The 13,669-nt window shown below is 42.1% G+C and carries 12 protein-coding genes and 1 pseudogene; 5 read left to right on the top strand and 8 right to left on the bottom strand.

Going from position 1 to position 13,669, the window contains the following annotated elements; all coding sequences use genetic code 11:
- Window positions 1-95: 95 nt before the first annotated feature.
- The 4 genes and pseudogenes from V7K67_RS24165 to V7K67_RS24150 form a co-directional block, all read right to left on the bottom strand.
- Window positions 96-194: pseudogene (locus tag V7K67_RS24165) on the bottom strand (transposase); the annotation flags it as partial.
- Between the two features lie 381 nt (window positions 195-575).
- Window positions 576-2,504 (bottom strand): ABC-F family ATP-binding cassette domain-containing protein, encoded by a 1,929-nt coding sequence (locus tag V7K67_RS24160; RefSeq protein WP_334733303.1) that lies wholly within the window; start codon window positions 2,502-2,504, stop codon window positions 576-578.
- Between the two features lie 78 nt (window positions 2,505-2,582).
- Window positions 2,583-2,999: a DUF1824 family protein gene (locus tag V7K67_RS24155; protein WP_334733302.1), complete on the bottom strand. Its 417-nt coding sequence runs from the start codon at window positions 2,997-2,999 to the stop codon at window positions 2,583-2,585.
- A gap of 82 nt (window positions 3,000-3,081) precedes the next feature.
- Window positions 3,082-3,930 (bottom strand): prohibitin family protein, encoded by an 849-nt coding sequence (locus V7K67_RS24150; protein WP_334708723.1) that lies wholly within the window; start codon window positions 3,928-3,930, stop codon window positions 3,082-3,084.
- Between the two features lie 200 nt (window positions 3,931-4,130).
- On the opposite strand from V7K67_RS24150, the gene V7K67_RS24145 reads away from it, so the two are divergent.
- Entirely contained in the window at window positions 4,131-5,939 is a 1,809-nt protein-coding gene (locus V7K67_RS24145; RefSeq protein ID WP_334733301.1) for an ABC transporter ATP-binding protein, read from the top strand.
- Window positions 5,940-5,977: 38 nt separating this feature from the next.
- A complete protein-coding gene (gene ccmS, locus V7K67_RS24140) occupies window positions 5,978-6,406 on the top strand; it encodes a beta-carboxysome assembly chaperone CcmS (RefSeq protein ID WP_334733300.1) in 429 nt (142 codons plus the stop codon).
- A gap of 65 nt (window positions 6,407-6,471) precedes the next feature.
- On the opposite strand, the gene V7K67_RS24135 is transcribed toward ccmS, so the two are convergent.
- From V7K67_RS24135 to V7K67_RS24125, 3 genes are all read right to left on the bottom strand, one after another.
- Window positions 6,472-7,890, bottom strand: coding sequence for a hypothetical protein (locus V7K67_RS24135; RefSeq protein ID WP_334733299.1), 1,419 nt, complete (start codon window positions 7,888-7,890; stop codon window positions 6,472-6,474).
- A 116-nt stretch (window positions 7,891-8,006) separates the two neighbouring features.
- On the bottom strand, window positions 8,007-8,414 hold the full coding sequence (locus V7K67_RS24130) for a helix-turn-helix domain-containing protein (protein ID WP_334733298.1): 408 nt from the start codon (window positions 8,412-8,414) through the stop codon (window positions 8,007-8,009).
- Window positions 8,415-8,716: 302 nt separating this feature from the next.
- A complete protein-coding gene (locus V7K67_RS24125; RefSeq protein ID WP_334733297.1) occupies window positions 8,717-10,108 on the bottom strand; it encodes a cytochrome P450 in 1,392 nt (463 codons plus the stop codon).
- A 237-nt stretch (window positions 10,109-10,345) separates the two neighbouring features.
- Here V7K67_RS24125 and V7K67_RS24120 point away from each other — a divergent pair, with 237 nt between their 5' ends.
- The 3 genes from V7K67_RS24120 to V7K67_RS24110 all read left to right on the top strand — a co-directional run bounded on the left by V7K67_RS24120 (window position 10,346) and on the right by V7K67_RS24110 (window position 12,897).
- Window positions 10,346-10,978 (top strand): ParA family protein, encoded by a 633-nt coding sequence (locus V7K67_RS24120; protein ID WP_334708736.1) that lies wholly within the window; start codon window positions 10,346-10,348, stop codon window positions 10,976-10,978.
- 2 nt (window positions 10,979-10,980) lie between these two features.
- Window positions 10,981-11,604 carry a hypothetical protein gene (locus V7K67_RS24115; RefSeq protein ID WP_334708715.1) on the top strand — a complete coding sequence of 208 codons (624 nt, stop codon included), beginning with the start codon at window positions 10,981-10,983 and terminating at the stop codon, window positions 11,602-11,604.
- Between the two features lie 309 nt (window positions 11,605-11,913).
- Entirely contained in the window at window positions 11,914-12,897 is a 984-nt protein-coding gene (locus V7K67_RS24110; RefSeq protein WP_179067556.1) for an alpha-ketoacid dehydrogenase subunit beta, read from the top strand.
- A 577-nt stretch (window positions 12,898-13,474) separates the two neighbouring features.
- Here the strand turns inward: V7K67_RS24110 and V7K67_RS24105 are convergent.
- On the bottom strand, window positions 13,475-13,669 hold a 195-nt coding region (locus V7K67_RS24105), incomplete at its 5' end, for a hypothetical protein (RefSeq protein WP_442943918.1).

Raw genomic sequence — 13,669 nt, 5'->3', positions numbered from 1 at the left:
ATGCAAAAAATCAATTCCAGATGCAATCCTCATCCCCCGCTCCCTATCCCCACCTTATGAGTACATTGAAGGTGGGGACTTCCGCGACACGTTAACTAATAGTTAAAATGCCAACTCAACAAGCATCTAACTCGGAAATTTTCAAAGTTTCTAAATCCATAGCCAGAACGTTTAATTAGCTTAAGTTTGTTATCGAACAGAATTCAGTAGTCAGGAGTCAGAATGGGCTAAACGCCCCGCTATCCATGTACAGAATGAATTTTGACCGAAAAGGCGGATAGCGTAGCTAAGCCTTTGTCTTCTCCCTTGGCGTTAGCCTCTCCCAATGTGATTCGGGGAGACGCTAAGAGCGAACGAGCGTCGCGTCAAGATTGCTGACTCCTGAATTCAGAATAGCTGAATTCTTCTTCAATAATGCCTTCCACAGCACCACTAGTTGTCCCATTATCAAAGTAAGCGATTATCTCATCAAACCAACGGATAACGGAACGCCGTAACGCACCTACGCTAAATAAATCATCATAAAGACGCGATAAATCGCCGTCTCCTGTCTTAATTCACATCACGTTAAAAAATCAAGACTCCATCTCCGCCAATTCTAACCACCGTTCAGTCGCCACATCGATCGCGTGCTTGAGCTTTTCCACATGATCGTACAATTTCTGCACCTGGCTATAATTCCCCGGTGAGACATTCGCCAGCGTTTTCTCGGTTTCTGCCTTTTCAGCCTCTAACTCGGCAATCTTACCTTCTAACTGCTCAAATTCCTTCTTTTCCCAATTGGATAACCTCCGCCGTTTGGTATTCTCTACATCCTTGGGTGAAGACGCACTATTTTGGACTTCGGCATTTTTCGGCTTCTCCTTAGCGTTCGCGGCTTGTTGCTGTGCCTCTTCAGCCTTCTTATAGTCCAGATAAATCGAGTAATTACCTGGATATTGCCGGAGATTACCGCTTTCCTCAAAGGAAAAAACTGTGTCGATGGTGCGATCGAGAAAGTAGCGATCGTGAGAAACTACAATTACACACCCGACAAAATCTTCTAAATAATCCTCTAGTACTGCCAATGTCTGCACATCTAAATCATTTGTCGGTTCATCTAAAATCAAGACGTTGGGCGCACTCATCAAAACCCGCAACAGAAATAAACGGCGTTTTTCACCACCTGAAAGTTTACTAATTGGGGCATACTGCTGATTACCAGGAAACAAAAACCGCTCCAACATTTGCGAAGCAGTAATTTGAGTCCCATCGGTAATTTTGATAAATTCACCTTCTTCTTTGATATAGTCAATCACGCGCTGATTTTCGTTTAAGGCTGTGAGCAATTCTTCCGAATGCTGGTCAAAATAACCGATGTGAATTGTAGTCCCAATTTCCGCAATCCCTGAATCTGGCTGAATCTGACCAGTAATAATATCCATTAAAGTGGATTTACCAGCACCATTCGCACCGATGATGCCGATGCGGTCTTCTGGACTAAATTCGTAGGTGAAATTATTAATTAGGGTGCGTCCATTGTATGCTTTAGAAACTTGGTTTAATTCAATAACCTTTTTGCCAATGCGACGACCAACTGTAGAAATATCAACTTTACCCTGAACTTGTTTAAATTCAGTATCCCGCAAAGCGTGAGCGCGGTCAATTCTAGCTTTTTGCTTGGTACTTCTAGCTTTTGGCCCTTTTTTGAGCCATTCCAACTCGCGGCGCAACAAGCCTTGATGTTTCCGTTGACTACTTACAGCAGATTCTTCAGCTAAAGCTTTCTTTTCGAGGTAATATGAGTAGTTACCTGTATAGGTGTAAATGTCGCCTCGGTCAATTTCCACGATCCGATTGGTAACGCGATCTAGAAAATAGCGATCGTGGGTGATGAGAAAAAGTGCGCCGCGATAGCGATTTAAATAACTTTGTAACCATTCGACAGAAAGAGCATCAAGATGGTTTGTCGGCTCATCCATCAGCAAAACATCGGGTTCTGATAGCAAAGCTGATGCTAAAGCAATGCGCTTGCGATAACCTCCAGATAAAGTGCCTATCTTGGCATCAAAGTCAGAGATTCCTAATTTTGTCAGGATAATTTTGGCATTAGTTTCTAGTTCCCAAGCATCATTCGTATCCATCTGCTGCATCACGACAGAAAGACGAGACATCAGTTGACTATCATCTGGATAGTGAACCAACTTATCTGAGAGTTCTTCATATTCACGCACTAAAGCAATATGTTCGCCACTGTCGGCGAAAACTTGCTCTAAAACTGTGTGATTCTCATCTAAATCTGGCTGCTGGGGTAAGTAAATAATTTTAGAACCGGAGTTGATTAAAATTTGCCCACTATCAATGGATTCTAAACCAGCGATCATTTTTAATAGAGTTGATTTACCAGAACCGTTAGTACCAATTAAACCAACTTTATCGGTAGCATCAATGCTAAAGCTAGCATCTTTTAAAATCTCTTTGATGCCAAAGTCTTTTTTGACTGATTGTAGTGTAATAATACTCATAAGATTGAAGTCGTTAATTATTTTTCATTAGTGAGTAGGCAAGGCTCATACCTTACCTACATTATTCATTGCCTAATTCTATACAAATAAATCCAAGGGTAGATGTCCATACATTTCGTTGATTCCATCTTCGTGGTAAGACTGGCAAGACACTAATACACCACGATGATGTCCAGAGTATGAATCAAGATAACACAGACCATTTTTACCATTTAATTTGATATAAACTGGGCCTTCCGGTGTAAGTAAATTATCTGGTGGTTCATAACCCAAAGCCAGAGAATAGGTTTTCATTGCCAATATTCCTTCTTCTGCTGTATCAGCACAAATTCCTAAAATTTGGTAATCAGCAAGCTTGGTGAGCAAAATTAAGGCATTACGAATTACTATTTTTTCTGATGAGTCGAGGATGGGAGCTATATCTAAACAGTTGAATTTGTTCAGTAATTTTTTCGCTTCTTCGGCGGTGAGATTGTGACGATTGGGGGTTGACATAAACTTCGATTTTTATCTTGTTGGTTTTTCTGTTGTGTTTGAGTTGGGACTAGCCCAAGTTACTAAGTATTATTTATTCTAATTAAGGTTGATTTTGAACATTCCCAAGATTGAATATGAAGGGAACGCCACTTTTTGAATCACCACCCATAACGAGGACTTTCGGCATCTGAGCGCCGCCACTTCTCCAGGCTTCAATTGCTTCTTTTTGTAAAACTAGCTGTCCTCCTTGGGCTTTGAGTGTCTCTGCTAAGAGTCTTTGAGCTTCTGCTCTACCTTTAGCGCGATTCACGTCTGCTTGTGCTTCTTGTTCGGCTTCACGTGCTACATAAACGGCTCTTTGCGCCCGCTGTTCAGCAATTTGTTTTTCTTCAACTGCTTTGGCAAATTCTGGCGAGAATGCTAAATCAACTACGCTAGTATCTAACACAATTATCCCATATTTGTCTAAGCGATCGCCTAAGGCTTGATCAAAGTCTTCTTTCAATTCACTTCTTTTGGTAATTGCTTCTTCTACTGTTCTTCTAGCTGCGGCAATTTTAAATGCTTCTTGTGTTTGAGGTGCAATGATTTTTGAGACAATATTCTCTAATGTTCCTTGTTTTCTTCTGACTTCAACTACCTTTATCGGATCGAGGCGAAAGTTAATTGCAAATCTTGCAGATAAATTTTGCAAATCTTTAGTGGAACTCTCCGCTGGTACTTCAAATTTTTGCACCGTCAAATCATATACATCTATCACGGTGATAAAAGGTGGTTTCACGTGAATACCTTCCAATAAAGCACCATCTCTCGCTTTACCCAAGATGCTGATTACTCCTGCTTGTCCTGGGTTAATAATGATAAAGGAATTTAGCCCGATAATCACTAGTATTGCTAACGCAATTCCCAAAACTGTGGTTTGCCAATTACCCAATTGCTGATTTTTCAAATTCCTTTCTCCAATATTTAGTTAGTCATTGGTCATTGGTCATTTGTCATTAGTTATTTCTTATTCTCCCTCTGCACCCCAGTCCCCAGTCCCCAATTTAAGTTTCTCACTAGTCTGTCTGAATCAATCTTCAGACTCAGGACTTAGGACTCAAGACTTTGTTCCGTGGTAATATCAGTCACACGAAACCGCAAAAAGCCGTGGCTACTGCATTAAAATCTCATCGGGCATCAAGAAGGCGTAAACATTCAACGCATCCTCTTCAGCGTTTGCTGGAGTATGGACACCAGTATCGTAAACAAATTTGGCTGGCGACTACCTATTCTATCCTCAATAAATTTTTCGATTTAGCACCACCTGGCTTAATTGGCGTGGCGGTGGATGTGGTAGTTAAGCAACAGGATTCCATAATTGCACAGTTAGGGGTACGGGATGTCTTTCAACAATTTTTGATTATTTCCTTCCTGACTGTAATCATTTGGATACTCGAATCTGTTTTTGAGTACGCCTACGCTCGACTTTGGCGGAATCTGGCTCAGAATATTCAGCATGACTTACGTTTGGATGCCTACAAACATTTGCAAGAGTTGGAATTAGCTTATTTTGAAGAACGCAGCACTGGCGGTTTAATGTCTATCCTCAGTGATGATATTAACCAATTAGAGCGGTTTTTGGATGGGGGAGCGAATGATATCATCCAAGTTTCCGCAACTGTTCTGATTATTGGCGCTGCTTTCTTTATTTTGGCTCCTAGTGTAGCTTGGATGGCTTTGTCACCGATGCCATTTATCCTCTGGGGTTCTTTTGCCTACCAACGACTACTTGCACCTCGCTACGCTGATGTCCGAGAAAAAGTAGGTTTTCTCAATTCGCGGTTGTCAAACAATATCAGCGGAATTACTACTATTAAAAGCTTCACATCTGAAGCTTATGAAGCCTCTCGTTTGGAATTAGATAGTGACGCTTATCGCCACAGTAATTCTAAGGCAATTACTCTTTCTGCTGCTTTTGTGCCGCTAATTCGGATGCTGATTTTGGTGGGGTTCACGGCATTACTTTTGTATGGCGGGATGGCAGCTGTTTCTGGAGCAATGTCTGTAGGGACTTACAGTGTATTAGTGTTTTTAATTCAGCGATTGCTGTGGCCTTTAACAAGATTAGGCGAAACTTTTGACCAATATCAAAGGGCAATGGCTTCTACTAATCGAGTGATGAATTTATTGGATACTCCTATCGCTATTCATACAGGTGATGTGGCGTTACCTATAGATGAAGTGCGCGGTGAAGTGCAATTTAACAATGTTTATTTTGCCTATAAAGATAGATTTCCAGTGATTAAAAATCTGTCTTTAGATATTCCGGCAGGGAAAACCATTGCAATTGTCGGTTCTACTGGTTCTGGTAAAAGCACTTTAGTCAAACTATTGTTGCGGTTGTATGAGGTGCAAGCTGGAAGCATTACTCTGGATGGGATTGACTTGCAAAGTTTGAATTTGCAAGATTTACGGCGCTGCATCGGTTTGGTGAGTCAAGATGTGTTTCTATTTCATGGCACTGTAGCAGAGAATATTGCTTACGGTAGCTTTGAGACTACAGAGCAAGAAATCATCACGGCGGCGAAGATAGCCGAGGCGCACGAATTTATTATTGAGTTGCCCGAAGGTTATGAGACAATTGTGGGGGAAAGAGGACAAAAGTTATCTGGTGGACAAAGACAAAGGATTGCGATCGCCCGTGCAGTCTTGAAGAATCCCCCCATTCTAATTTTAGATGAAGCTACCTCGGCGGTGGATAATGAGACAGAAGCAGCAATCCAGCGATCGCTAGAACGGATTACAGTAGATAGAACTACAATTGCGATCGCTCATCGTCTTTCCACTATCCGCAATGCCGATTGCATTTATGTCATGGAACATGGGAAATTAGTAGAGTCGGGAACCCATGAGCAATTGCTGGAGAAAGATGGTATTTATTCCGGTCTCTGGCGTGTACAGTCAGGTTTGAGATAAGTTTCGCCTATTGTCTGTGTCTTCATTACGAATTATTTATGTTTTTTGGTAATAGTCAACCAGAATCAGGTGATACTAAGTGGCGTCGCCAGTTGGATAAGTTTGTCAAAGCAAATCAGCAAGAGTTGGCGGCGCTGTTTTGGGGATTGTGGTTAGCAAATGGTGACAGTCAGGGTATTATTGGTATTGATTTGCAACCAACACCGCATTTTGTTTATTGTCCGAAAGAGCAGATTGAGAATTTAAATATTAAGGTTGAGAATCGGCTTCAGGAAATTTTGGGAATTGTGGAGAATCATCAGCCGGATGTGGAAGTTGTGATGATTGGGATTGGGAAGGGGGAAATTAAGTTAATTCAGTTTGCACCGGAACCAGCACCACCGATTTGTTTTCAGGAAGTTGGGAAGGATGTGGATGGGTTATTGGATGTGTTGGAAGAGAGGATGAGGGGGGAGATTGTTTTTTAACGCAGAGGGACGCGGAGGGACGCGCAGAGGAACGCGGAGGAAGATAAGAACTCTGCGCTTGTTGTTTAGTTGATTGCTTTGTGGAAATCTGGGTAAGTGAGATTTTGGGCACAATGCCAAATGATTTTAAATACGGCTTCGTAGCGATATGAATTGTTTTTGTAGAACTTTTTACTGAGATAGTCTTTTAGGGTTATGACTACTTGTGGTAAATGTTCTTTTTGGAGGATTTTTGTCAAACTATCAGCTATATCCAAGAGACAGGATTCATAGGGTAGACGAATAGTGGCGTTGTTGCAGCAGTTTTTATTCTCATCATCTTGTTGAAAGATTTGAATAAATCTGAGCAGGGTAGGGATAACTTCGTTGAGCTTCTCTTGAACCAATTTGTTTTCTGGATCGAGTTGTTCTAAATTTTGAACTGCATCCGTCAAGATTGATTCATGTTCATACGGATTGCTTTGCCGTATTTGGCATAAAGTAGCGATCGCAGTTTTATTCCCTGGCTCAATTTTCAACAGATATGTAGCCGCGCGATTTATAAAAAATGCATTTGCACAAGTTTCGACAATATACACTAAACTCTTGAGTACAGCTGCATTACCAGGATCAATTTGCCATAAAACTTGAGCTGTATCAAAACAGATTCTATCACCCTGGTTTATTTGTAAGAATTTGACGAGGGCTGTGATCGCAGTTTGATTGCCTACAGCAATTTTTCCCAATGCTGCCATCGCATTACAACAATTGTCCTTATTTAGTGTCGTCTCCATAAGGTGAACTAATGCAGCGATCGCAGCGTGATTGCCGTCAGCAATATCCGCCAAAGCCGTAATTCCATGCGTGCAAATTTCCTGATCTGATATCTTTTTGATGTCGTTAACTAGAACGACGATCGCAGTTTCATCACCAACCGCTATTGTGCCTAGACTATAACTTCTTAGGCAGAATCCATATCTATCCTCAGAAATTGGCATTAATGCCAAGGCTGCGATCGCACTTTTATTACCCGGATCAAGTGTTCCTAACTTTTCGGCTGCGAGTCTAAGAACTGTGCGACTTTCAGTAGTATGAACTAAATGCACAAAAGCGGCAATAACCCGTTTTTGATCGGTTAATTCCAGGGTTTTTCTAGCTGTCTTCACCAATGGTTTTGGTAGTATCTGCCAATCTCGCTGATCTTGCCGAAAGTAGGCATAACTCCACTTGAGCAGTTGTTCTACAATTGCATCACCCAAACTACATTCTGGGAACTGGGATAAAGCCTCAGCCACCAGAAAATAGGCGCGATACCGATAAAAATCGCCGCAGCCGTCATCAAAATCTATTAAAGCTTGGATAAAATCTTCTTTTTGCTCCTTAGCTACATCTTCCTGGCTAAACCAGTGGAGAATCTCTGCTTTCCACTCCGGCTCAAAGATGCGGTAAGTGCCTTGATTTAAATTGCTGCGATCGTGGTTAAAGAAATACTGCCAATCATGCATTGCCTCCTACCCACTTCGAGATGTGGGACGAAAGGGACTTAAATGGATCTTGCTACATCAGTTGGCTTTCTGTCAAGTCCACACACACGCAATGAGGATCTGTAAAGTTTTCCCTCTTATGATTCAAAAAAAGCAGCAGGTGAAATATGAAAAAACTCCGCGAGTTTACGAATGTGATTAACTGTCAGCTTGTGCTGTCTACTCAAGACTTCAGATACAATAGACTCGGTTTTAAAGATAGGAATTAAGTCTTGTTGTCGCAAACCAAATTCGGTTATCAACGCTTCAAGTAATTCTATACCATGAATATCAGTTATAGAATGATGTTTTTGTTCATACTCGTAAATTAGAGTGCCTAAAACATTGAGATAGTCTTGTTCATCTGATGTTAATTCACCTTTATCAATTAGAGAATCGATTACTTCTTGCGTAGCCAGCAATTTTTCCTTAGAAGTTACAGGACGAGGAGGAAAAGATTTGAGTAATTCAATATACGTTTTAGTAACAGGTGTTCCAGGAGTCATTTTGCCAGATATTTGATAGTTTCAATTCCTAATAGGGATTTTGATTAATTGGAATTCAAACACTTCTGCTCATATTCCTATCTATATATCCGATCGTTTCAATCCCTAAAAGGGATTTTAATTAATTATAACTTAGTTATGGCTTATGTAAAACTACACGTGGTAGGGGCAATTCATTGAAAGCGGCGGGAAACTCCATCCCAAGAGTGGGTGGAGAGGGACAGCCGCCCCGCCGCTTCGGGCATTGGGCATTGGTAACTTCTTCCCCAAAACTTTTAGCAGCATAGCTTCACTTCAGTAAATCAACTTAAACTAGAGGCAACAATTGGATTCGCACGCTTAACTTGAGGCGTTGCAATCATCCGCATTCCGGCGGGTGCGGCGATAGTTAAACCACGGCGCACAGGATGTACAGGACGTTTATTTACTAGCGAAACTTGAAATTCTGACAAAATAGTTGCCAAGACGATTTTCATTTCATACTGAGCAAATGCCATCCCAATACAGCGACGATTACCGCCACCAAAGGGTAAATATTCATAAGGTGAATATTGTCTTTCTAAAAAGCGTTCTGGTTTAAATTGCTTGGATTGTGGATAAACTTCTTCCCGATGATGCGCTAAATAAATACTGGGAATTATTGCCGTTCCCTGTCGCAGTTCGTAGCCCATAATTGTAATTGGGATTTTCACAACCCGCCAGAAAGCATTCATGGCAATTGGGTAAATTCGCAATGTTTCTTGGCAAACTGCTGTTAAATAGGGCAATTTAGCCACATTACTCAAATCGGGGTTAATTTCAACGGTGTTGAGTTCTTGTCGCAACTTCTCACGCACCTCCGGTAAATGATCAATCCAGTAAAAAGCCCATGTCAATGCCGAAGCGGTAGTTTCATGTCCCGCAACTAGCAGTGTCATTAACTCGTCGTGTAATTCTTCATCTGACATCCCTTGACCATCGTCGTAACGAGCCGCCATCATTAAACTTAAGATATCTTGCCGATTTTGTTCAGATTCAGCCCGACGTTCTTGAAGTAAAGCATAAATAAGTCGATCAATTTTTTGCCGTTGTTGCAGAATCCAACCCCAAGGACTCCACGCACCAAAATCTTTTTGCATAAACCGGAAGAAGAAGGCGCTAGACATTATCGGCGAAGTGATGAAGTCTAGTAAGTCACTTAGCGATCGCCTCAATTCTTCAAACACCTGTCCTTCATTCAAACCAAATACAACCCGCAGAATAACACGCAAGGTGATTTCTTGCATCGACTCACGGATATTAAAAGGTTTGCCAATTTGCCATTCATTACTTAGCTGTTGGGTGATTTCCCGAATTTCCTCGCCGTAAGCCCGCATCCTTTCGCCATGAAAAGGTGGGGCTAATAATTGCCGTTGCCGCTGGTGGCGATCGCCATCTGATAACATGAAGGAGCGATCGCCAAGCAAAAATCTTAGCCCGATGTTTCCCCTGCCCACCTCAAAATGGCTGGAATCAGCAGTAAAAATCTGCTCCAGTGCTTGGGGTTGACTAAAATACACCAGATGGTTATCCGAGTGAACACTCCTGATTGTGAAAGTGTCACCATAGATTTTGGCAAAATCATCCACATATTTCACTGGTTGGCTAATAAACTTGATCATCCTTAACCAGCGCGGCATTTGAGGCCCATCAGGCAAATTGTAAGTTGTTGTCATAGAATTTTGTGGAGTTAATGGCTTCTGAATTTTATTATTACGAGTTTTCATGTTACTTATGGGTTACAGAAAGCTGTATATTCATCATTGGGGACTAGGGACTGGAGACTGGGGACTGAAAAAGAAGACAAAGAGGATAATAATAACTCTTGTACAGACGCGATTAATCGCGTCTCTCTTAACTCAGCACTCAGCACTCAAAACTCAGCACTAAAGAGGCAGCATCGGAAGCAAGCAGTGCCAAAAATCATCGCTATTCTTAACGGTAAAGGAGGAGTCGGTAAAACGACTACCGCAGTCAATCTGGCTGCAAACTTTGCGAAGAAAAAAAAGGTGCTGTTGATTGACGCAGATATTCAAGGTTCTGCCAGTTGGTGGTTTGGGCGCAGTCAACAGGGAATGGGATTTGATTTATCTCAAGAAACCGATCCCACACTTTTAAGTGATTTAGGAAAGATAACAGGTTACGATTTAGTAGTGGTGGATACACCTCCCGCCCTGCGCTCTGAAGCATTAGTGGCGGTAGTTGCGATTGCAAATTATCTAGTTTTGCCTACACCCCCAGCCGCAATGGATTTAGCAATCCTCGTGGAAACAGTCAAGGAAGCCGTCATCCCCGTGGGAACCCCCCATCGGGTATTGCTCACCAAAGTCGATACGCGCAGTCTGGGGGAAGCGCAAGAAGCAAAAAACACTCTCACTCGCTTAGGTATTCCTACTTGTAATACCTTCATCCGTGCTTATAAAGCTCATGAACGAGCAGCACTAGAAGGTGTAGCGATTACCCAGTGGCGAGGAGGAAACGCACGGGAGGCGGAATTAGACTACCGCCGTGCAGCTGATGAATTACAGCGTGATTGGAGAAAATAATAATGGCTAGGAAACAAAGTCTCTCTGACTTACTACAAGAAGAGGCACAAAAATTTACATCCCCAGAGGGTGAATCTGCGATCGAAGTTACAGCAGAAAAAATTGCCGAAGAACAGGTTTCATCTGATGAAGAATCTTCGACACAGACACCTGATTCAACTTCTGTTAGGCGTACAAGTCCCACCAAAGCTGATTTAGAAACAGCTGTCAAAGAATTGACAAGTAATCTAGAAACAAGCCAAAAAAAAGAAGCATCTCTAGGACAAGAAATTACTGATTTGCAATCAAAATTATCTAAACAAAAAACCTTTGCATCAGAACAAAAATCATTACTAGAACAACTAACAAAAGAACTGGACGAAACCAAAAAAACAGCACTGCAACTTGCAGAAGCAAACTCCCAGCTTATAGAAGAAATTAAGGCTTTAAAACAAACAGCAGAAGATAAATCTCAACTTGCTGTAGCTGTCAAAGAAACTAGTGCAATCAAACCAGTAAAGGAACACTACAATCCACTTAACTACAAAAAATCACATCGGTCATCGGAAACACTAGCTCAAAATCAACCACAAAATCAACCAAATGAGTATCCTGATAGTTCTAATGAGATGTGGTTACTTGACTAGTACAAGAAGGCAAAAATAAAAAGAAAGAATGCTTATTTTGTAAGCTTTCTGGCTATTTTAAATGGGTTGTTTATTTACGCCGTGTTGTACTAGAGCAAATATACCTGGCGATTTCTAATCGCAGCGACACAAACTTAAGTCCGCCCAGGCGGACTCCGCACAAACAGGAATTCACCTGATGGCAATTACTCGCTCTACCTTGGGGCAGTTCGTTCAAACAACCTAAACTCTAACTAGTGCGATCGCTCACTGTATTTACGACAGCGGCACGATAAAATTCTAAAACCATAATCGTACTAAAAGGTCTAAATGGCAGAAACACTATTCTTCAACGCCTTACGGGAAGCCATTGACGAAGAAATGGCGCGTGACTCCAGCGTATTCGTTCTCGGTGAAGATGTTGGACACTACGGCGGTTCCTATAAAGTTACCAAAGACCTGTACCAAAAATATGGCGAACTCCGCGTTCTAGATACCCCCATCGCTGAAAATAGCTTTACTGGCATGGCCGTAGGAGCTGCGATGACTGGGTTACGTCCCATCATTGAAGGCATGAATATGGGCTTTTTACTGCTCGCCTTCAACCAAATAGCCAACAACGCTGGAATGCTACGCTATACTTCTGGCGGTAACTTTAAAATTCCGATGGTAATTCGCGGCCCTGGCGGTGTTGGAAGGCAGCTAGGCGCAGAACATTCCCAACGATTAGAAACTTACTTTCAAGCTGTGCCAGGGTTGAAAATTGTTGCCTGCTCCACACCAAGAAACGCTAAAGGACTACTGAAATCCGCTATCCGCAATGATAATCCGGTGTTGTTCTTTGAACACGTTCTGCTTTACAACTTAAAAGAAGATTTACCAGAAGAAGAATACTTGCTACCTCTGGATAAAGCAGAAATTGTCCGTCCGGGAAAAGATGTGACAATTATTACTTACTCGCGGATGCGCCATCATGTGGTGCAAGCAGTAAAAACTCTTGAAAAACAAGGATACGATCCAGAAGTTATCGATTTAATATCCCTCAAACCATTAGATTTTGATACCATTGGTGCATCCATACGTAAAACCCATAAAGTCATTGTTGTGGAAGAATCCATGCGAACTGCGGGTATTGGAGCAGAAGTCATCGCCTCAATCAACGATCGCTTATTCGATGAATTAGATGCGCCAGTACTGCGGCTTTCTTCCCAAGATATTCCCACACCCTATAACGGCAATCTGGAGCGACTGACAATCGTCCAACCAGAGCAAATAGTAGAAGCTGTGGAAAAAATGGTAGCTTTGCGAGTCTAAAAGTTAGGAGTTAGGAGTTAGGAGTTAGGAGTTAGGAGTTAGGAGTTAGGAGTTAGGAGTGAGGAGTGAGGAGTGAGGAGTTAGGAGTTAGGAGTTAGGGGTTAGGAGTTAGGAGTTAGGGGTTAGGGGTTAGGAGTGAGGAGTGAGGAGTGAGGAGTGAGGAGTGAGGAGTTAAGAATTCAATAGACCTCTTGCATAAGTCGAATAGACCCCCTTTAATCCCCCCGATATATTGGGGGGAAACTTGAAATCTTGCCCCTCCCCAATACATCTACGGTGTATACACAAGTCCTAAAATCCTTGCCTGGTAAGATACAAGCCTTAGTCGGCAAGGTTTTGATCTGATCAACTTGATTATCAATAGTGTCAGCTTATTGATAGAGATATAAGGTCAAATCAAGGATTTTAAAAATAATTTTCCGTTCTTTTCTGTCCATTTGATTCCCAACTCGACTTGTGTATACACGGTAGCCCCAATACATACGGGGAGGGTTGGGGAGGGGTGATTCAAGGATTTTTGCAAGAGGTCTAATATTGAATTTACAACTCCTAACTCCCAACTCTCAACTCCCAACTCTCAACTCCCAACTCCCAACTCCCAACTCCCAACTCCCAACTCCCAACTCCCAACTCCCAACTCCCAACTCCCAACTCCCAACTCCCAACTCCCAACTCCTAACTCCCAACTCCCAACTCCCAACTCCCAACTCCCAACTCCCAACTCCCAACTCCCAACTCCCAACTCCCAACTCCCAACTCCCAACTCCCAACT

It is taken from the genome of Nostoc sp. (assembly GCF_036917155.1).
Lineage (GTDB): Bacteria > Cyanobacteriota > Cyanobacteriia > Cyanobacteriales > Nostocaceae > Nostoc.
This window is presented reverse-complemented; position numbering and strand designations above follow the sequence as displayed.

What these genes read in the sequence shown, in the direction of transcription:
- V7K67_RS24160 (WP_334733303.1), bottom strand. Translation starts at nt 2,504, where the DNA reads ATGAGTATTATTACACTACAATCAGTCAAAAAAGACTTTGGCATCAAA.
- V7K67_RS24110 (WP_179067556.1), top strand. Translation starts at nt 11,914, where the DNA reads ATGGCAGAAACACTATTCTTCAACGCCTTACGGGAAGCCATTGACGAA.
- ccmS (WP_334733300.1), top strand. Translation starts at nt 5,978, where the DNA reads ATGTTTTTTGGTAATAGTCAACCAGAATCAGGTGATACTAAGTGGCGT.
- V7K67_RS24130 (WP_334733298.1), bottom strand. Translation starts at nt 8,414, where the DNA reads ATGACTCCTGGAACACCTGTTACTAAAACGTATATTGAATTACTCAAA.
- V7K67_RS24155 (WP_334733302.1), bottom strand. Translation starts at nt 2,999, where the DNA reads ATGTCAACCCCCAATCGTCACAATCTCACCGCCGAAGAAGCGAAAAAA.
- V7K67_RS24135 (WP_334733299.1), bottom strand. Translation starts at nt 7,890, where the DNA reads ATGCATGATTGGCAGTATTTCTTTAACCACGATCGCAGCAATTTAAAT.
- V7K67_RS24125 (WP_334733297.1), bottom strand. Translation starts at nt 10,108, where the DNA reads ATGACAACAACTTACAATTTGCCTGATGGGCCTCAAATGCCGCGCTGG.
- V7K67_RS24115 (WP_334708715.1), top strand. Translation starts at nt 10,981, where the DNA reads ATGGCTAGGAAACAAAGTCTCTCTGACTTACTACAAGAAGAGGCACAA.